The sequence below is a fragment of the Streptococcus sp. KHUD_013 genome (assembly GCF_052588545.1).
In genome coordinates, this window is the sequence record NZ_CP186264.1 from 1,494,883 (window position 1) to 1,515,381 (window position 20,499).

Here is a 20,499-nt window from a genome sequence, read left to right on the forward strand (position 1 = left end):
CCAAATGTCTCAGACATAGTCCAATAAATAACCGTAGCCCTTTTCTTTCATTTCTGCTTTAGGGATGAATTTGATTGACAAGCTATTGATGCAGTAACGAAGGCCGCCTTTTTCCTTGGGACCATCGGTAAAAACATGGCCCAGATGGGAATTTCCCACACGGCTCCGAACTTCTGTTCGAGTCATATTGAAACTCTTATCCTCCTTATAGATTGCCACATCAGGACTAATAGGCCGACTGAAACTTGGCCAACCACAACCAGAATCAAATTTATCTTTTGAGGAGAAGAGAGGCTCTCCTGTTACAACATCCACATAAATACCGGCATCAAACTGATCCCAGTAACGATTGGAGAAGGCTCGTTCGGTATCATTTTTTTGTGTCACCGCATACTCTTCAGGAGATAACTTCTTTTTGATTTCCTCATCGCTTGGCTTGGAGTAGCGGCTAGCATCAATAACAGGATAAGAAGCCTGATTGACATCGATATGGCAGTACCCATTCGGATGTTTCTTTAGATAATCCTGGTGGTAGTCCTCAGCCTTGATGAAATTGCTCAGTTCCTCTTTTTCCACTGCTAACGGTTTGTCGTATTTTTTTGCTACCTCTTCAAAGACTTGGTTAATAGTTGGAAGGTCTTCTTGAGAGACATAATAGACACCTGTTCGGTATTGAGTTCCTTGATCATTTCCTTGACGATTCTTCGACGTTGGGTCGATAATCCGGAAATAATGCAGGAGCAATTCTTTCAGAGATACCTGCTTGACATTGTAAGTGATATGAACTGTTTCAGCATGGCCTGTTTGAGGGACTAATTCATACTTGGTGGTATCCCCTTTTCCATTGGCATAACCTGATTCGGCATCAATGACACCCGGAACACGGGAAAAATACTCTTCCACACCCCAGAAGCAACCACCAGCTAGATAGATTTCTCGTTGGTCTTCTGGATTGACTTTTTCTTCCTGCTTTTTGTTTGCTACTGGTGTCTGACTCATGGACGCTTTTTTGATCTGCTCAGTCGTCGCATCTGATGTATCCAAGGCCATGGATCCTTTGACAAGGAAAAAGATTCCAAAACAAAATAGCCCCACTAAAAGAATGGAAATGAGTTTCCATTTTGTTTCCATTTTATGTCCTCCTTACTTCATTTCTTTTAGAGCCTGGACGATGTCTTCCTTACTCATATAACCGATATGGGTCTTAGCGAGAGTTCCATCGCTTGCAATAAAGAGTGCCGATGGATAAGAACGAATCCCATACTCTTTTAGCAGTTCCCCTTTACTATCTAGCAAGACTGGGAAATCCTTGTAATCCAAAGACTGGTACCAGTTTTTGAAATCTGCTTCTGATTTTTCACCATTAAAAGTTGGAGCTACAACGGATAAGACCACATAATCCTTACCCGCCTCTTCTTTTGCCAACTCATTGGTATCCTCTAATGTCGATAGGCAAATAGAGCACCAGGAAGCCCAAAATTTGAGGTAAACTTTCTTCCCTTTGTAATCAGATAAGCGGTAGGTCTTACCGTCTACTCCTTGCAGGTTAAACTCTTGAACCTTCTTTCCAGCTTGCTCTGAAGATCCCGTTGTGGATGTCTGTTTAGTCTCACTTTTGTTGGATGATTCCATTCCTTGGTTAGAGCAAGCCCCCAAAAGTCCAGTACACAAGAATCCTGCAGCTACTAAAGCTAATTTCTTCATCATTATTACCTCTTTAAACAAGGAGAAAGTCATCCTCAGATGACCTCTCCCTTCTTTCATTAGTTGTCTGATTTCATATCAGATGATTCACTCTTTTCATCTTTCATTTCTGAATCGCTAGATTTCATCTCATCTTTTTTCATATCGTCCTTCATTTCAGAACTGCTGTCAGACATCATAGATGAATCTTTCATGTCTTCTTTTTTCATTTTATCATCGGACATGGATGAATCCTTCATGTCATCCTTCTTCATATCTTCCTTCTTCATATCGTCCTTCTTCATCATACTACTATCGTCCGTTTTTTTCATGTCTGAATCTGATTTCTGTCCAGAACAAGCTGCTAAAGTGACGATGCTAAGTGTAGCAATAGAAAGTGCAAGAATTTTTTTCATGATTTTTCTCCTTTAATCATTCAAGATTAGTGAAACAGGGATGCGAGGCTATTAAGATTTCCTAGCATCAGCAAGATGCCCATCAAGATGATGAGGGCACCACCAATTTTTTTCAAGGTTCCCATATGGGGCTTGAGTTTAGCAAAATGTTGTAGAACCCAGCTAGAAGCCAAGGCCAAAAGCAAGAAAGGCAGAGCCAAGCCTAATGTATATACCAGCATCAGGAGAGCGCCTTGCAATGCACCATCTCCTCCAGAAGCTGCAATGGCTAAAACAGAGCTCAAAACTGGTCCGACACAAGGGGTCCAACCAAAACTGAAGGTGACCCCTATCAGAAAAGCATTGAAGAATTCATTGCGTTTTTCATCCTTCTTCAGTTGGATACTCTTTTGTTTTTGGAGTTGCTGAAGATTGATGAGGCCCATCTGATGGATTCCCAATAAGATGACAATCCCTCCTAGTAGGTAACGGAACCAGGGAGCATAAAGCACCTGGCCAAGGGCCCCTGCACCGTATCCTAGAATCAGGAAAACAGTTGATAGACCTGCGATAAAACAAAGAGTCTTCACCAGGCCATACCAAGAAATGTCTCTTCCAAAAATACGCACCGTTTTTTCATGCTCAGAATCCAATAGAATCCCTACATAGACTGGCATCAGTGGCAAAATACACGGGGAGAAAAAGGATAGAACTCCCGCTAAGAATACTGAAATGGAAAACAAACTGGTTTGAATCATTTCACTACCTCCCTTTCTTTCTGACACCAGTATAAAGAAAAAATCCCTCTAAAAATAGAGAGATTGATAAGCAAAAACTTGAATTTAATTAGAAGGTGAATGTTCCCCTCTGCTAACACGATGTCATACGTGCAAGTACGAAATTCGTCAAACAGGCTACTTTAGTTCTTTTTCAAATAGTCAATGGCATCCTGCAAGGTTTTGACAGGAACAATTTTCATCTTGGTTTTAATTTTCTTAGCTGTTTCTACCGCTTCGTCGTAGTTGCTCTTGGCATTCGGATTGTTCTTTTTAACTTCCTCTGTCACCGGATTATCAGGGGCAAAGAAGATTTCAGCACCAGCGCGATCTGCTGCTACGACTTTTTTATCCACTCCACCGATATCTCCGACAGTCCCATCATGGTTAATGGTCCCTGTCCCCGCGATATGGCGTCCCTGACGAAGGTCTGGATCCGCTACTTGGGTATAGATGGACAAACTAAACATCATCCCGGCACTTGGACCACCGATGCCAGCTGTCGCAAACTCAATCGGTACATCACTCTTCACTTCTGTCCGGTCAATCAAGCTAATTCCAATCCCATTCTTGCCATTGACCAACTTAATAATCTTTCCTTCAGCAGTCTTGGTCTGGCCATCTTCTGTGTAGGTCACTGAGACCTTGTCCCCAATTTTTTGGGAACCAACATACTCGATGAGCTCTTTTGAGCTCTTGAAGGTCTTGTCATTGACAGCCGTAACTGTGTCCGCAATATTTAAAACGCCTTTGAAGGTAGAGTCTTCTGCTACTTGCATGACATAAACACCGAGGAATTCCATCTCTGTATCTTTTCCAGCCGTTTTTAGTCCTTGGTATTTGGCAGTATTTTGAGAGGTTTCCATATAAAATTGATTGATTCGGAAAAATTCCTCACTGGAACTGCCACCTGTCATTTCTTTTTCAGAGTAGATATCTGTAAAAGGAGTCACCCAGGCATAGACTATATCCGAGAAGGTCGCTTGCTTGACGGCAACAGTGACAAAATCATACGAACCGGATGCTTCATCATTTTTATGGTTGACGCGCATCACTTGGCGAATATCCTCGGAACTTCCTGGCATTTCCAGATAATAGGGCAGGGGAACAAAGAAAGCTAGCAAGGCCAAAATCAGAAGCAGGGTCCCAATCATCGGCCAACGATAGGTTCTCCACACACTATCTTTTTTGCGCACAGGTTCAAATGGGCTTTCTGGTAGCTGAGCCCTTGGTTTCTCAAATTCTTTCATTCCTTTTATTTCATCTCCTTTATAACACTCTCTGGGACATAGGCACTGACATCCTGCTGGAAGGTCAGCAACTCGCGGATTCTCGTCGAGCTCAAGGCCTGGTACTGGGGCTGGGCACAGAGATAGATGGTCTCAAGCTCTGGAGCCAGCTGGTGATTGAAGTAGTCCATATTGCTTTCATAGAGGAAGTCCTGACTATTGCGCAACCCTCGGACCAAACTCGTCACCCCATACCGTCTAGCTACCTCTACTGCCAACTCTGCCTCTGCGGTGATGACTCTTACATTGGGCAAATGAGCCACTGCTTCTGTCACCATGGTTTCCCTTTGCTCAATGGTAAAATAACCCTTCTTCTCATGATTAAAGAAGATACCGACATACAAGCGATCAAACAAACGACTAGCCCGCTCTATCAAATCCAAGTGTCCCAAGGTCATTGGGTCAAATGAACCTGTAAATAATCCGATTTTATCTGACATAAACCGTCACCTTACTAATTCCGTAGATTTTTTCTTTCCAGATTCCTAGACAAGTAACTTCCTCAGGCAAGTCCACTGCCTTGTCTGTCTCACAGACGACCATGACCTCTTCTCCAAGTAAACCACGTTCAGCCAGGGCCTCAATATCGGCTACGATCTGCTCTTTTGCATAGGGAGGATCCAGGAAAATAAGATCAAAGGTCCCCTGCAATTGATTGAGAGCTTGGTGAGCCTCCATCTTCAGCAATTGAAACTTGTGGCTTTCCTTGGTCATTTGGATATTGCTAGCAATAATCCCTTGGGCTCTGCGATCTTTCTCGACCAAGACAGCCTGCTCCATCCCCCGAGACACCGCCTCGATGGACAGACCGCCTGAGCCAGCATATAAATCCAAGACCCGACCCCCATCAAAATAAGGACCGATCATATTAAACATAGCCCCTCTCACCTTATCTGAAGTGGGCCTTGTTGTCTTTCCTTCGAGCGTCTTAAGAGGACGCCCTCCATAGGTACCTGATACAATCTTCATAGAGATTATTATATCAAAATTTGGATAAAAGATACAAAAACACCCACCTCTCCCATCTGAGATCCGCTGAAGTTAAATCCCTTTCGCTGCTAAAGAAAAATCCTCTCACTTTTCTCTTGAAGTCCGAATTTTTTTTTGCTATACTATACGTAACTTTTAAAACGTTACATAGGAGAATGCAGATGTTTGATGCAAAAAAATTAAAAGACCGGCGACTTGAGCTGGGGCTGACCCAAGCTCAGGTCTACGAATCCTTAGAGATTAGTCGCAAGACCTACTCTAGTTGGGAGAATGGCTTAGCAGAGCCACACGATAAAAATCTCAGGAGGTTGGCCAAGCGCCTCTCCGTTAAAGAGGACTACTTTGTCGACAAGAGCTCAGCGCTTTTCACCTACCCTTTACTAACCCCACCCCATCAGAGAAAGGTCGATCTCTTTGCCAGCCAACTCTTAGCAGAGCAAGAAAAGGTGGTCTCTTTGATCCCTTACCGTGTCCTATCTATCGACTTGGCAGCTGGACTTGGTCATACCTTTTATGACAATGAAACTGACTACGAGACCGTTTATTTCGACCAAGAGATCCAACACGACTTTGCCTCTTGGGTGTCCGGAGATTCTATGGAACCAAGCTATCCAAACGGTTCCGTCGCCTTGATGAAACAGACCGGATTTGACTATGATGGAGCAGTCTACGCCCTCATGTGGAATGGGAAGACCTATATCAAAAAAGTCTATCGAGAAGAGGAGGGCCTTCGCCTAGAGTCTATCAACCCAGCCTATGATGACCTCTTTGCTCCCTACGAAGATGAACCAAAAATCGTCGGTATCGTGGTTGGCCACTTCCTCCCTCTGGAGGTTTAGACATGCTCTTTGATTATTCACGTGAGCCCAGGTCTGATATTGCTTTTGTGGATATGAAAAGTTTCTATGCCAGTTGTGAATGCGTCCGCCTCGGCCTCAATCCCTTGACTACTTCTCTTTGTGTCATGAGTCGGAGCGACAATTCTGCTGGCCTCATCTTAGCCAGTTCCCCCGTTTTTAAGCAGGTCTTTGGGAAGAAAAATGTCGGGCGGAGCTATGATCTACCCTTTGATCTCAAGACGAGGAAATTCAATTACTACCTAGCCCGTAAGCAAGGCCTGCCTACGGACCCAGCCTTTGTCCACTATATCGAAAGTTGGGCCAAGCGCACCTTTATCGTGCCCCCTCGCATGAATGCCTATATTCAGGTCAACATGGAAATCCAGCAAGTCTTTCAAGAATTTGCTGCTCCAGATGACATCTACCCCTATTCCATTGATGAGGGATTTATCGATTTGACCAGCTCTCTCAACTACTTTATTCCCAATCCTCAGCTAGACCGACGCTCTAAGCTGGATCTTCTTTCTGCTCGGATCCAAAAGCGTATTTGGCAGCAAACTGGGATCTATGCTACTGTCGGGATGAGCAATGCCAATCCACTCCTAGCCAAACTGGCCCTGGACAACGAAGCCAAGCACCAGAAAACCATGCGGGCTAACTGGTCTTATGAAGACGTCCCCAATCGAGTCTGGCAGATAAAAAAACTGACCGATTTTTGGGGGATCGGCCATCGAACAGAAAAACGCCTGAACAAACTAGGCATTCACTCCATCTATGAACTAGCCCAGGCCAATCCAGACCAACTCAAAAAAGAATTTGGCGTCATGGGCGTCCAACTCTGGTTTCACGCCCATGGAATCGATGAAAGCAATGTCCATCGTCCCTATCGGCCAAAGTCTCACGGTCTAGGAAATTCGCAAATCCTTCCCCGTGACTACCACCGCCAAAGCGATATTGAACTAGTCTTTCGAGAGATGGCTGAGCAAGTTGCTATCCGCTTGCGTCGGGAAAAGAAAAAGACACAACTGGTCTCCATCCACGCCAGTTACTCCAAACAGGAACAGCTCCCTTCCATCCACTGCCAGCGAAAGATTGAGCCAACCAACTCTACCGCTCAATTAGCTAAGGAAGTCATCCAGCTCTTTCGTTCCCACTACCAGGGAGGAGCCATCCGGCAGATCGGAGTCTTTTATGGGAAGCTCGTAGAGGAGAGCTTCCAGCTGATCTCCCTATTTGATGACCCTGAGCAAACCCAAAGAGAAGAAGCCCTCCAAGAGACCATTGACCACATCCGTGACCGATTTGGCTTTGCTTCTCTACAGAAGGGCTCTGCCCTATTAGAAAATTCGCGCGCTCTGGCTCGAAGCAAACTGACCGGAGGCCACTCTGCAGGAGGTTTAGATGGCTTAGCATGATTGATCGTTCTTATCTCCCCTATCAGTCGGCACGCGACTTCCAAGACCGGGGCATGGCCAAGTGGGCCGGCTTCTTCCTCTCTGAGCATTCGACGGCCTTACAAACAAACCAGCTCTCTCTCGAAGAGCTTCGCCTCCTCTCAAAGCAAGAAATCCGTCACCTCCTCGAGCAGGCTTATCAACAAGAGACTCCCCTCTCCCTCTCTACCCTCCAGGACAATCGAATCGCCGTCTACTACGGCCAGGTCTATACCTTAAGCCCTTCCGAAGTCCTCATAAAAAATAGCCAGCACTACCACTCTCTCCTTCTTTCGACTATTTTTTCTATTGAACCAGGAGATTCTAGCTATGAAACCAGCCCTGAATAAACACGAACTCCAATTCGATTATTTTTCAAACAATTACCAGCAGTTCGAGCACGATTTTTACCGATTGGCAACGACTGCGACCCCCTTGGTCTTTTTAGAAGATGACCTGCTGAGATCCATGTCGACAGGCCAGCGCAACTATTTCAGACTCCACCATACCCAGAGCCGCGACCACCGTGACCACTACTTTCACTTTCGCGTATCCACCCATCCCCAATCCCCACTGACACGGATTTATACCTACCTAGGCCACAGCCTCACCACAGAATACAAAACAACCTCCTAGAAAACTATCTATACTTTTTATAAAGAATAAGCAAATTTAATTAGATTTTAAAAAGCTTAGAGCCATACAATTACAATGTTGGTTCTAAGCTTTTTATAAGAAATTTCTACGAAAAAATTAAATTACACTACAAATCTATCCATTAGTGGCAATCTAATTAGTACACGAACTATCAAAACTCATGCTAAAAGTATGTATTTACACATATATTCTATTTTTTGTTATGTAAAATACGTTTTCTTTCCTCATCAATAATACTGATTGCTTCATCAATTTCATTCTGAGAAAATTCTGGTGATAGAATATTATTATCAATAGCTTTGTACATTATGTTAGCCTTAGCTTCCAGTTTCTTATAAATTTGCTGATCGATATAACCTGGATCACCACTATCATCTGGTTCACATCTGGTTTGTAGATAATAATATCTTGTATATTGATTATCTTCTAACCCTAATCTATGGATTCTATCTCGAGATTGAAGCATAAAAGTTAGATTAAAATTGTATTCAAAATACAAAGCATCATGAACTTCTTTATGCAAAGATACCGATTCACCTAGAGTTTGAGGATTAGAAATCATAACCATAGTATTACCAAATCGAAAATCATCAATGAGATTCTGTCTATCAGAAACGTCCGTACCACCATACACTAAATTAGCTCTCACTCCAATTTGATCTAACCTATTTTGTATTTTTTTCATGGTATCAACAAATATTGCCCAGACTATGACTTTTTTCCCTTCGGATATGAGCTCTTGAATTTTTTCAATACCTTTTTCAAATTTAGGAGAAATCATACTTGAAAAATCATACTCATCATATCCTTTGGCTTCTCTAATTACCGAGTCTGAAGTAATCTGTAGTCGATTATTAAATATTTCTTCAGATATTTCAACGGTATCATCTTGATCATTATCACCTGCAAACCACATATCTTTATATTCAATCTTTTTGTTAAGTAATTCAGGATTTGTAGACGCTTGTATCAATCGAATCAATCTGGCTAAACTCGACGATTCATTATAGTATATGGACTGTGCTAATTGTTTCTGCTCTTCGCTAGGTTCTACATCCAAAAATTTATCTGGATCTGGTTTAGGTACTCCTAAGTCATCTTTGTTTAAGCGCCAGAAGAATGGAATTAAAGCTTTATTAATCTCTTCAATTTTCCTAACACTAGGATTTTTTAATTCATCTAAACTCCATCTAAAAAATGAATTGTACTCATTTGCATAAAGCAAATGAAGAAAGTTATAGATATCTTGATAAGAATTAGGTATAGGTGTGCCGGTTAAAACAAACTTAAATCTTGAATCCTTAACTAGCTCCAAAGCAGCTTGAGCACGAATTCCGAAAGGATTTTTTATTCTATGAACTTCATCAAAGACAATCATTGTCTTAATTGACAGCAATTCCTGCAACTTGTCTTTGTGTTTTGTCAACGATTCATAATTCACTAATATAAGATTTGATGTTTTCCAGTTCAAAGATAAATCAAAATCAAAATTTTTGGAACTTTGACAATCAATTACTTCTAACCGTTTCTTATTTCCAAAAACTTGTTTAAATTCTTCTTTCCAACTGTTGAAAGCATTAATAGGACAAATAACCAATAAATTATCTACGTGCTCACTTTCAACTTTCTTGGAATTCAAAAATGCAAAAACAGCCAAAATCATAGCCGTTTTACCAGAACCTGGCACAGAAAAGTTCGCAGCTCTAGCCATCCTGTATTCGTAGTATGCTGCCTCAAGTTGCAATTTTTTAAACGGCCGTACAACTTCTGAACTAACGACAGAAACAAACTCTTCAAACTTTTCTTGCTCCCCATGAATTGTATATTGTTCAGGTAATTTTAAATAGATTCCTAATTTACTATATTGTTCAATAGAGTATTGATTTGACTTTAGGTAGTCTTGTACTTCCTCTGAGACTTCAACTATAATATTTTTTCTATCACATCTCTTCCTTGTTTCTTTAATAATGTAGTTTATATCCATATAAGAAAATTCTGACTTGATAGTTGAGTTATCATCTTCAAAATATTTATTGGACAAATCTGATCCAGGCTTTAGCTTTCTATCTGAGTTAGTAATTTGTATAGAAGAGTTATCTTGACGTACAATTATATTTCCACTTTTTAAATAAAAATAGATATTATTATCTGACTGATTTTCTTTAACTTTATTTATTGTGGAATATTGCTGGTATTTTTTTATTTCATCATAAACAATTTTTGTAGCATCGATTGTCAGAATATCTTTCTCTTCATTTTTCCATAATCGGTCAAATCTATTCTTGTTAGCTAATATTCGCGTTTGAACATTCTTACTTGAATCCCAAGAAACATCTACGGAAATACTTTCATAATTATATTCTAAACCATTTCTAGTTTCATTAACAGATCCATTAAAAAAGACAGTTTCATCATCTGAATCAATAAGACCAAATTTATCATGAAAAATCCCTCGTCCACTTGGAATAACTGCAAACTTTACCTCTGCATGGTTACTTGCAATCATGAATGCCAGATTACCTAACGATTCTTTTGTTTGATCATTTAGAATAGTTTTCCTTAACTGAGCAGGCAAATCTACTAAACTATTTTTAAGAGCATATCCTTCTTGAATTTTTTTAAAATCTTCTTCAGAGATATCAGTAGAAATGATAAATTGAGCAAATCCATTATTTCCAAATAATTTATCCAATCCCTTCGAATATAATCCCAGTCCCTCACTAGAAAAATAGGCTGAAACTCTTCTATAAATAGTAGCTTCAGATAATACCGGTTCATAGAATTCTTTAACTAAATTTTCACTTTGATATGTAGGTTGTATTAGGTTTTTAAGTTTTAGAGAAAATGCCATTCCTTTTCCCCTTTTCTCTATTTGGATAATTTAAATGCTAAATCTCTAATTTCTTGAAGAATTTCTTTTGCCTCAAAAAATTCTTCTTCATGCAGTTCTTTTAAATCTTCAGAAGATAAATCTTCTAATGTATCTCTGATTTCCTGCAATTTTACCAAAGATTGTCTGCGATTTGCTGTTATTTGGCCTTTGTTTGATAATCTGTTAGTTGTTTGTAATAATTTACTTGATACTTCTGCTATCTCAAGATTGTTATTTAGATTATTTTTTAAATCACTTGCCTTATCTATTGGATTAGACTCAAAAAAGTCAATAATATTATCTACATGCTCATCAGTAGCACTTATGAAATGTTCTTTCATTTCAGGATTTTCTAAAATATTATATTTGACATCTCGGATTTTTCTAGTAATATCTCTATCACCAACTTCAGACTTTGCAATCTGGACTGCTAAAATAGTTAGTACATTTTGAGTTATCATCTCTTTATCTTTTTTTAATTTGTTAATTGTTCTTTCAATATCTTCCAGAGGTCCATCTAACTTCAATTCTCTAGCAAGATAAAATTTATCAATAGGATTTTCGTTGGGAGCGACTATAGATAAGAACTTGATAATCAATTTAGCAAGACGTAAGTCTTTGTTAATTCCCTTAGTATTACCAGCACCACTGGCTTTTTTGTATTCTTCCGGAGTCATTAGTTTCTGAACTTCAATTGTGTTGTATACATCAAAAATACGATCAATTGGATCATAACTAACTCTTTCTTCTCGTCCAAGCTGCAAATCTAATTCTAACTCTTTTATTTTCTTTTCATCAATTTTATTATTGATATCAAATGAAAGTATTACAGCTTCGAAGTATTGTTGGATATTTGTTTCTTTTTGTATTCTACGGAGAGCTGTAAATCTACGATTTCCATCAATAACTCTTCCATCGGAAAGAATTACACCAGGTTCTTGTTGTCCTTTCTCAGAAATAGAAAATTGAGTGTTCTTTAAAGCCTGCTTCTTAGATTCATAAATAAATCTTTCAAATATTTCATTATATTTTGAATCTCCAATTTCTGGTGTTAATTTACCATGATTTGATATGTACTGATGGTAAACTGTATTAATACGACCATTTTGATCATTATAGTATAAATATTCTAACGGGAATTTGTATACTGGATAGTCTTTTGTTTCTCCCCCAATAGTCAAACGTTTTTTTAAAGTTGTCTTTTCAATATCTCCATTTTTTATTAATTCATTCAAATCTTGATTCATATTCATTCTCCATCAGTCTATTTCCCATAAATTATTACGGGTACTAAGTAAAGTGACATTATCTGACTTAAAGGTATTTTATCCTTAAGCTGTGAAAGATTCGTATGACAAACATCTATTTCTGAATCTCCCCCATAACTAATAAGATACTTTTCGATCAGCTGTCTAATATAATTAATAACATAATATGGATGTGAAACATCATCCTTATGAAATCCATACCTTTTGTTTTCTTGATTTAATTGATCTATGGAGTATCGCTTAATAACTCTGTCATTTTCTAATTCAATGATTAAGTTTGGTACTAAATTTTTAAGAAGGGATTTAGCTTCCATTTGATTAAATCGCGAAACAATAATTTTTTTAAATCCTTTCCCTGTACCCGCATGTGCAACAACACCCCAATTTCCACTTTCTCCATTAACTTTATTAGTTAAATCAACGGTCATGTTTCCTGATTTAATAGGAAATTGTCTAAACAATGCTTTTTCACTTCGCGTTGGAGGATTATCAAATTCCTTTAATTTTTTGCTATCTAAATATTTAAATTGGTTAATATCTTTATCAATAATCTTAGCTGGTAATTTTGGAAATTTTATTAGTTCCAGAATTTTTATAGCTAGAGCAAAAGAAAGTTGAACACATACTGCATTTCCTACCTGTCTCCACTTTGTAGACTCATCACCAAAAAATTGGTAATCTAAAGGGTAGCCCATAATGCAAGCAGCCTCTCTAACAGTCGGCAAACGGTACTCGCCATCTCCTACTCGACTGTTACTAGATTTATACAGTATAGCTTCTCTAGTGCTAGCTGATTGTGTTGCCATGATAGTACGACTTGGCTTGTCCATGTTTTCTGGAAACGACATCTTTCCCATATAAGGATGTCTCTGTTTTAAATCTCTAGCCTTTTGCCACTGCACTTGATAGACACCTGTATCATAAAAATGATCTTTAAAGTTCTCAATTCTAACTTTTTCCATTGGATAATTAGGATCAACCACAAAATTACGCGATGACTGGTCAAGAGGTTTAGGAAAATCTTTAAATAATTTATTTAGAGTTATTTTTTCCTGATTAAGTTTATCAGGAAATGGGAATTCTCCAGTATCTATAATTTCCCCACTAACAAAACGTCGTCTTGACTGAGCAGCACCATAATCATCTGCATGTAATATACCGCCATTATATTTAGATTTAATAGCAACAGATTTTGGATTTAAATTTTGTGATATTGCCCAATTAGATAACCCTAATTCTTCAAAGGTATATTCTTCTTGAACATAGTTCTGTGAATTAGGAACATTCTCCATTAACCATGCTTTTAACTTAGAATTCTTTTGAAACTTTTTTACTGCAATTACTTTATAAAAAGTTTTTATCAAATTAATACCTGAATCTTTATTAGCGTTTCCTCCTTGATTAGAAAGAGAAAACAATTGACATGGTGGACTACCAATAATAACATCTGTGTCAGGTAACTTATTTATTTCTTCTATATCCTCAAAATCAAGTACACTTTTTACATTATCATTTAGTCCGTGATTAAAATTATGTGTTATAATTGCAGGCTGCCAGACATCAATCCCCATTATTACATCATATCCTGCTCTTCGGAAACCTTCTGAAAAACCACCTGCTCCACAAAAAAAGTCTACTACAGTTAAACGGTTTAATTCTTGCATATTGATTAAATTAATTCCTATCTCTCTAACTAGATTATGTTTATACTAATTATACCAAAACTACTATAACCAGCCGTATTTCTATTCCTTATAAATATTAGATTACTAATATAAGTCCTCTAAACTTCTATATTCTACAACTTCATTTTTTACTATGCTCTTTTTGAATTCAAAATGATTCAAAGGATTATCGATTAATACTAACTTTGGAATCTCATCTAGATTGGTGACCAATGATAATATAAAATCTGATTGATATTCCTTAGCTTTCTCAAATTCTTTGGCGGTCAAACGAATATGTCCTTTAGGTTTTCGAATACCTTTTACTTCAGCAAGGTATGAATGTTCTTGAACATCTACTTGGAAATCATATCCATCACCGTAAAGACGGGCATCAGTCAATTGGCCATCTTTAAATTTTTCTTCCTTATCAAAATGGTAAATGAAATAGTTCTCTGCTTCCATTCCAGTTTCTTGTAGGCGTTTGAATTTCGTCCGAACAATTGGTTTTTCAATGATGGTTTTGCCTGTTTTCTTCCCTTCACTTGCAAGCAACATTTTGACTATTTCTGCGAAACTGTGAACATCCTCGCTCCCAAACATCATGTCAATTAAATCTTTTCTAAAACGGTAGACTTCAGCTTTTTGCCACCAACCTTTTCGATTGTTATCAAAATAGGGGTCGAATAAATCCATTCTATTTTTGACTACACCAGTTGTTTCTGCAACACCTAGAGAAACTATGTAACGATAAAACTCGGATTTACTAGAGCATTGAAATTCCTTTATAAAAGTATCATCAAACTTAGCAAGACCATAGCCAATCAAGTTTAACAATTCATAGTAAGGGTGTTTAGACATAATTTTCTCCATCAATAGATATTGATTTCATTATACCAAAAAAACACGGCATAACGCCGTGTTTCTGTGTTTATTTCACGAGTTTCTTCATCTCATCAATACGTGCGACGGTCGCATCATATTTAGCTTGGTAGTCGTCTTTTTTGTCGCGTTCTTTTATCTGCCTCATTTATACTACAGTTTATCAAAAGCAAACTAGGTAAAAAAAGGATTATCTATAAAAGTGATAATATCAATTATCCCTTCTATTAATCTAGAATAATTCGATTGAGTAATTGTTCGACTGGTATTTCTTTTTAAGTATTCATTTACTCCTAAATTCTCGTCAGATTGTCTTGAAAACAAACAATCTTTAAAAAATTTTGTTCTTGATTCATCACTATCATGAGCAACCTGGTTTCTTATTATTTTCAAGTCATTATAGACTTTCGAATGAGTTGCATCATCAATAATAATAGTAAAGGGATTGTTTTCAAAAATATGTTTAGATAATTTCTCAATCTTACCAAGATACTCAACGAAGGTCCTATCACCTTTTAAAAAATAACTTAGGTGTTCTCTATCTAAAAATCTGATTTTATAAGTAATAGATTGGGCATCTCCAGTTTCACCAATTGAGTATTGAATAAACTTTTCAATTAAATATTTTTCAAAAATCAGCCAAATTCGAAATAGGGCAATATCATAGCAGTCAGTGTCTCTAGCCCAAGCATTTAATTCTTGTATTTTTTGTTTGATTTCATCAACATTCATTGTACACCTAATAGTTCTGCTAACAATTTAATCCGTTCTAAACGTTCTGGTCGGTTTGTAGTTCTTTTGCTATGTAGTCCAATTAATCTTTCATATTTATTTTGCAACTCATCGTTTAAAATGGAATCCTTTTCTCTTGATTGATTATAATTACTTATAAACTTAGTAAGTTTCTCTTCAAAATTATCTGGTAGCTGTGTGAAATTAAAATCCCTAATACCACTCCACTTTTCTCTGCATAAAGTTGATAATAAAATAGCAAATAAAGAATAAAAATAGTTTTTGTTATTAAACAAATAAATTCCACCAAGTTTCTCAAATACATCATCTAACCTATTTGTTAATTCTTTAAAAGTTTCTTTACTAAAATCTGCACCTGAAAAAGATTCATTATGTTCTCCATAGTATTTATCAATCATCGATGGAGTTTCGCTAACAACGCCTTCATTAATCAAAATTATTAATGAATTCATGAACTCATAATCGTTCATTCTTGCATATTCTTTATCTTTAAAAAAATTATACTTTTCAAAGAAATATCGATAATCTGATGTGAGTTGATATATGAAAACCTTAAAATCTCCCCAATATACTGAATTTCTTAATTCCTGTTTATTAAGGGCTACGTTATTTGAATTTAATCTAGCGAACATATCATAGATTGAAGAGTCGTCATCTTCTGTTACGATTTGAGCAATGATCTGGAAATTTAAAATATCTGATTTTGTTTCATCGTCCAAGTTAGAGTAAATCATATTTCCATATTCAGAGTTATGCTTCACCATGACAGGAAACTCTTCCTCGTAAACATAATCAATAATCGCACGAAGTCTCTGTTGCCCATCAATGACTTCTCTAGTTGTTTTTCTAGTATTTACATCTATTTTTTGACGTAAAAAAATAGGTGGAATAGGAAATCCTCTTAGAATTGTATCGATTAGATATGATTTTGCATTCTGAGTCCAAACACTATTTCTTTGATATTTAGGTGAATAATTAAGTTCACCTTTTGTATACCATTCAATAATGTCATTAATCTGAACGACTTTTGATTGAAATTTATTTTCCATTTTTATACTCCATTTATGACGCTATTTAATATATAACATATAGATTATATCAAAATAATACAAAAAAAGCAGATTCTGATATAAGCCTATTTAACAGAATCTGCCTGATGTTGATTTATTTAACCAACTTCTTCATCTCATCAATACGTGCAACCGTCGCATCGTACTTCGCTTGGTAGTCGGCTTGTTTGTCGCGTTCCTTTTGGACGACTTCTGGTTTGGCATTGGCTACGAAGCGTTCGTTAGAGAGCTTCTTACCAACCATATCCAGCTCTTTTTGCCATTTAGCGAGTTCCTTGTCGAGGCGAGCCAGTTCTTCTTCGACATTGAGGAGGTCTGCGAGAGGCAAGTAGATTTCTGCTCCTGTGATGACACTTGACATAGCGAGTTCAGGTGCAGGAATGTTTGATGCGATTTCCAAGTGTTCTGGATTTGTGAAGCGTTTGATGTAGTTGACATTGCTGTTAAAGAAGGCTTCCAAGTCGCTATCGCTTGTCTTAACAAGGATGGTGATAGGCTTACTTGGTGCTACGTTTACTTCCGCACGCGCATTCCGAACAGCACGGATCAAGTCTTTGAGGCTTTCCACACCTGTGTGAGCTGCCAAGTCTTCAAAGGCTGGGTTGACAGTTGGGTATGCTGCTGTAACAATAGAGCCTTCTGAGATTTGACCAAAGATTTCCTCTGTCACGAATGGCATGATTGGGTGAAGGAGACGAAGGATCTTGTCCAAAGTGTAAAGGAGAACAGAACGTGTGATGACTTTCTCTTCTTCGTTGTCGCTATAAAGGACTTCCTTGGTCAACTCAACGTACCAGTCCGCAAACTCATCCCAGATAAAGTTGTAGAGGATGTGTCCAGCCACACCAAACTCAAACTTGTCAAAGTTTTCAGTGACTTTTCCGATAGTTTCATTAAGGTTATGGAGAATCCAACGGTCTGTAACATTGCCAGCTTCCTTGTTGGCAACTTTTTCCACATTGGCAGTTGCTTGCTCAAGAGTCAATCCTTCATTGTTCATGAGGATGTAGCGAGAGATGTTCCAAATCTTGTTAATGAAGTTCCATGAAGCATCCATTTTCTCGTAAGAGAAGCGCACATCTTGCCCTGGTGCAGAACCATTTGAAAGGAACCAACGAAGGCTATCTGTTCCGTACTTATCAATAACATCCATTGGATCAATCCCGTTACCGAGAGATTTCGACATCTTGCGTCCTTGCTCATCACGAATGAGACCATGAATCAAGGCATTTTTGAATGGCGACTTGCCAGTAAATTCCAAACCTTGGAAAATCATCCGAGACACCCAGAACGGAATAATATCATAACCAGTCACCAAAGTTGATGTTGGATAATAACGTTTAAAGTCTTCTGAGTCCACATCCGGCCAGCCCATGGTAGAGAATGGCCAAAGAGCCGAACTGAACCACGTATCCAAGACGTCTTCGTCCTGAGTCCAACCGTCACCTTCTGGAGCTTCTTCGCCGACATATATTTCACCCTCAGCATTGTACCAAGCAGGGATTTGGTGACCCCACCAGAGCTGACGAGAGATGACCCAGTCATGGACATTTTCCATCCATTGGAGGAAGGTATCGTTGAAACGAGGTGGGTAGAATTCTACCTTGTCCTCTGTATCTTGGTTAGCAATGGCATTTTTAGCCAATTGGTCCATCTTGACAAACCATTGCGTCGACAAGCGTGGCTCAACCACGACACCTGTACGCTCTGAGTGACCAACACTGTGAACACGTTTTTCGATTTTAACGAGGGCACCGATTTCTTCCAACTTAGCAACGACTGCCTTACGAGCTTCAAAACGGTCCATGCCTGCAAATTCAAAGGCCAAGTCATTCATAGTTCCGTCATCGTTCATGACATTGACTTGTGGCAAGTTATGGCGTTGACCAACCAAGAAGTCGTTTGGATCGTGGGCAGGTGTGATTTTCACGACACCAGTACCAAATTCAGGATCTGCGTGTTCGTCTCCAACGATTGGGATGAGTTTATTAGCGATTGGAAGGATAACATTTTTACCAATCAAATCCTTGTAGCGTGGGTCATCTGGATTGACCGCAACGGCTACGTCCCCAAACATGGTCTCAGGACGAGTAGTCGCAACTTCAAGGGCGCGTGAACCATCTTCTAGCATGTAGTTCAAGTGGTAAAAGGCGCCTTCGACATCCTTATGGATCACCTCGATATCAGAAAGGGCTGTACGAGCTGCTGGGTCCCAGTTGATGATAAATTCACCACGGTAGATCCAGCCTTTTTTGTATAGGTCCACAAAGACCTTACGAACCGCTTTTGACAAACCTTCATCAAGTGTGAAACGCTCACGAGAGTAGTCTACAGAGAGCCCCATCTTGCCCCATTGTTCTTTGATAGTAGTGGCATATTCGTCTTTCCATTCCCAGACTTTCTCAAGGAATTTTTCACGACCGAGGTCATAACGACTAATGCCCTCGCCACGCAAGCGCTCCTCAACCTTAGCCTGAGTAGCAATCCCAGCGTGGTCCATCCCTGGAAGCCAAAGCGTATCAAAGCCTTGCATACGTTTTTGACGGATAATGATATCTTGCAAAGTTGTATCCCAAGCGTGACCAAGGTGAAGTTTACCAGTTACGTTTGGTGGTGGAATCACGATAGAGTATGGCTTAGCCTTTTTATCGCCTGAAGGCTTGAAAACATCTTCGTCAAGCCATTTTTGGTAACGACCAGCCTCAACCTCGGCTGGATTGTATTTAGGTGAAAGTTCTTTAGACATGTGTGTGTCCTTTCTCTATTGTTTTCATTTTTTCTTGAATCTGCTTTGCGACTTCTTCTGCAGACAGATTCGTATTATCAATTTTCAGGTAGTGGTGAAGACCACTCGGTTGCTTTTGAGAATTAAGTTGATCTGTTTTATCAGTCTCTAAAATTTCTCTTTCAGATACCTCAAAATTCCTTTTCAAGGGTTTGTATTTCAACCGATTCTCCGTCCGATTGCGACGTAAGCGCTCCTCAAGAGACGTTTCTAATTCAACAAAGAGAATCTCTTGATGATACTCATTTAATAAATCTTGAATATTCTTCAAATACATCAGATGATATTGATTTGAAAAATCAGTTACACCTGTTAAAATTACCGACCGATGATGCCTGGCGCTTGTTCCAAGAAAAGAAAAGTTAACGCTACGAACAAATTCCCACATTTCTTCCGTAAAATCCTGATAGATTTCGAGTGCGAAATCAATTGGTTGATGGTTGAAAAAGAGAGTCGCACCGGTGAGTTTCGAAAGTTCCTGACCAATGGTCATTTTCCCTGCAGCTGGAGCTCCAATGATGAAAACATGCATCAATCCACCTCCCACTCACTCTTCAGCAAGCCATATCTCAAATCATCACAGCGGTTGCCTTGGGCATCTTTGCGATCTCTTATGCGAGCTTCAAGGGTAAAGCCAAGTTTTTCCGCGACTCGTTGACTTTGAAGGTTGTAACCAAAGCAAGACAATTCTATCTTGTGAAGGTTAAGTTCTTTAAAAGCTAAATCAATCAAAGCACGCGCTGCTTCAGGCACATAGCCTCGCCCCCAATAGTCTGGGTGCAAGGTATAGCCAATCTCCAGCACATCGTCTTCGTGGCGATGGTTGAAGTCAACTGAGCCAATGACTTTATCCGTCCCTTTGACCATAATTCCATAGCCAGCTGGGAGATTGTCCTTTTCATTGCGCTCAGGAAGGATATGCTCTAGATAATAAATCTCATCTTCCAAGGTTTTGACGGGTGGGAAGCCTGCTGGGTAAGAAACCTCTGGACGACTAGCATAGTCAAAGATAACCTCAGCATCCGCCACTGTACGGACTCGCAAGACTAGACGCTCGGTTTCGATTCGTTCTGGTAACTCTGCTCTTGTCATCCTTCTACCTCGCTTTCTACAAAAAAATCGCCCCTGTCATCAATCTGACAG

The 20,499-nt window shown here is 38.9% G+C and carries 20 protein-coding genes; 4 read left to right on the top strand and 16 right to left on the bottom strand.

Features of this window, described 5'->3' with window-relative positions; genetic code table 11:
• Positions 1-9 precede the first annotated feature (9 nt).
• From msrB to rsmD, 7 genes are all read right to left on the bottom strand, one after another.
• Complete coding sequence (msrB, locus tag ACOXXR_RS07115) at positions 10-1,131, bottom strand: peptide-methionine (R)-S-oxide reductase MsrB (RefSeq protein WP_343094184.1); 1,122 nt, start codon at positions 1,129-1,131, stop codon at positions 10-12.
• Between the two features lie 12 nt (positions 1,132-1,143).
• Positions 1,144-1,704, bottom strand: a complete 561-nt coding sequence (locus ACOXXR_RS07120) for a redoxin family protein (protein ID WP_445278874.1) — start codon at positions 1,702-1,704, stop codon at positions 1,144-1,146.
• Positions 1,705-1,763: 59 nt separating this feature from the next.
• Positions 1,764-2,099, bottom strand: coding sequence for a hypothetical protein (locus tag ACOXXR_RS07125; protein ID WP_048715812.1), 336 nt, complete (start codon positions 2,097-2,099; stop codon positions 1,764-1,766).
• Positions 2,100-2,125: 26 nt separating this feature from the next.
• Complete coding sequence (gene ccdA2, locus ACOXXR_RS07130) at positions 2,126-2,836, bottom strand: thiol-disulfide oxidoreductase-associated membrane protein CcdA2 (protein WP_070589647.1); 711 nt, start codon at positions 2,834-2,836, stop codon at positions 2,126-2,128.
• Positions 2,837-2,997: 161 nt separating this feature from the next.
• Positions 2,998-4,008 carry a SepM family pheromone-processing serine protease gene (locus ACOXXR_RS07135; protein ID WP_430466253.1) on the bottom strand — a complete coding sequence of 337 codons (1,011 nt, stop codon included), beginning with the start codon at positions 4,006-4,008 and terminating at the stop codon, positions 2,998-3,000.
• A 101-nt stretch (positions 4,009-4,109) separates the two neighbouring features.
• The gene (gene coaD, locus ACOXXR_RS07140) at positions 4,110-4,583 is read right to left on the bottom strand and encodes a pantetheine-phosphate adenylyltransferase (RefSeq protein WP_411400685.1); all 474 of its coding nucleotides are present in this window, start codon (positions 4,581-4,583) and stop codon (positions 4,110-4,112) included.
• Positions 4,573-5,112, bottom strand: coding sequence for a 16S rRNA (guanine(966)-N(2))-methyltransferase RsmD (gene rsmD, locus ACOXXR_RS07145; RefSeq protein WP_445278339.1), 540 nt, complete (start codon positions 5,110-5,112; stop codon positions 4,573-4,575). Before rsmD ends, coaD begins: the two co-directional genes overlap by 11 nt.
• Positions 5,113-5,294: 182 nt before the next feature.
• Between rsmD and ACOXXR_RS07150 the strand changes: the two genes are divergently transcribed.
• From ACOXXR_RS07150 to ACOXXR_RS07165, 4 genes are read left to right on the top strand one after another with little or no spacing between them, the layout of a single operon-like run.
• Positions 5,295-5,972: a helix-turn-helix domain-containing protein gene (locus ACOXXR_RS07150; RefSeq protein ID WP_445278340.1), complete on the top strand. Its 678-nt coding sequence runs from the start codon at positions 5,295-5,297 to the stop codon at positions 5,970-5,972.
• A 2-nt stretch (positions 5,973-5,974) separates the two neighbouring features.
• On the top strand, positions 5,975-7,387 hold the full coding sequence (locus tag ACOXXR_RS07155) for a Y-family DNA polymerase (RefSeq protein WP_445278341.1): 1,413 nt from the start codon (positions 5,975-5,977) through the stop codon (positions 7,385-7,387).
• Positions 7,384-7,755, top strand: coding sequence for a hypothetical protein (locus tag ACOXXR_RS07160; protein WP_445278342.1), 372 nt, complete (start codon positions 7,384-7,386; stop codon positions 7,753-7,755). The genes ACOXXR_RS07155 and ACOXXR_RS07160 overlap by 4 nt, the downstream gene beginning before the upstream one ends.
• On the top strand, positions 7,736-8,041 hold the full coding sequence (locus ACOXXR_RS07165; RefSeq protein WP_445278343.1) for a DUF5960 family protein: 306 nt from the start codon (positions 7,736-7,738) through the stop codon (positions 8,039-8,041). Before ACOXXR_RS07160 ends, ACOXXR_RS07165 begins: the two co-directional genes overlap by 20 nt.
• 211 nt (positions 8,042-8,252) lie before the next feature.
• On the opposite strand, the gene ACOXXR_RS07170 is transcribed toward ACOXXR_RS07165, so the two are convergent.
• The 9 genes from ACOXXR_RS07170 to ACOXXR_RS07210 all read right to left on the bottom strand — a co-directional run bounded on the left by ACOXXR_RS07170 (position 8,253) and on the right by ACOXXR_RS07210 (position 20,448).
• The gene (locus tag ACOXXR_RS07170; RefSeq protein ID WP_414287727.1) at positions 8,253-10,913 is read right to left on the bottom strand and encodes an SNF2-related protein; all 2,661 of its coding nucleotides are present in this window, start codon (positions 10,911-10,913) and stop codon (positions 8,253-8,255) included.
• A 17-nt stretch (positions 10,914-10,930) separates the two neighbouring features.
• A complete protein-coding gene (locus ACOXXR_RS07175; RefSeq protein ID WP_414287725.1) occupies positions 10,931-12,181 on the bottom strand; it encodes a chromosome partitioning protein ParB in 1,251 nt (416 codons plus the stop codon).
• 17 nt (positions 12,182-12,198) lie between these two features.
• Positions 12,199-13,866 carry a DNA cytosine methyltransferase gene (locus ACOXXR_RS07180; RefSeq protein WP_445278344.1) on the bottom strand — a complete coding sequence of 556 codons (1,668 nt, stop codon included), beginning with the start codon at positions 13,864-13,866 and terminating at the stop codon, positions 12,199-12,201.
• A gap of 105 nt (positions 13,867-13,971) precedes the next feature.
• The gene (locus tag ACOXXR_RS07185) at positions 13,972-14,727 is read right to left on the bottom strand and encodes a DUF3883 domain-containing protein (protein WP_414287721.1); all 756 of its coding nucleotides are present in this window, start codon (positions 14,725-14,727) and stop codon (positions 13,972-13,974) included.
• 195 nt (positions 14,728-14,922) lie between these two features.
• Positions 14,923-15,480, bottom strand: a complete 558-nt coding sequence (locus ACOXXR_RS07190; RefSeq protein WP_414287719.1) for a hypothetical protein — start codon at positions 15,478-15,480, stop codon at positions 14,923-14,925.
• Positions 15,477-16,550, bottom strand: a complete 1,074-nt coding sequence (locus tag ACOXXR_RS07195) for a DUF262 domain-containing protein (RefSeq protein WP_414287717.1) — start codon at positions 16,548-16,550, stop codon at positions 15,477-15,479. The genes ACOXXR_RS07190 and ACOXXR_RS07195 overlap by 4 nt, the downstream gene beginning before the upstream one ends.
• A 115-nt stretch (positions 16,551-16,665) precedes the next feature.
• The gene (locus ACOXXR_RS07200) at positions 16,666-19,317 is read right to left on the bottom strand and encodes a valine--tRNA ligase (protein WP_445278345.1); all 2,652 of its coding nucleotides are present in this window, start codon (positions 19,315-19,317) and stop codon (positions 16,666-16,668) included.
• Entirely contained in the window at positions 19,310-19,888 is a 579-nt protein-coding gene (locus tag ACOXXR_RS07205) for an AAA family ATPase (RefSeq protein ID WP_129268574.1), read from the bottom strand. Before ACOXXR_RS07205 ends, ACOXXR_RS07200 begins: the two co-directional genes overlap by 8 nt.
• Positions 19,888-20,448, bottom strand: a complete 561-nt coding sequence (locus ACOXXR_RS07210; RefSeq protein WP_445278346.1) for a GNAT family N-acetyltransferase — start codon at positions 20,446-20,448, stop codon at positions 19,888-19,890. Before ACOXXR_RS07210 ends, ACOXXR_RS07205 begins: the two co-directional genes overlap by 1 nt.
• Positions 20,449-20,499: the final 51 nt, after the last annotated feature.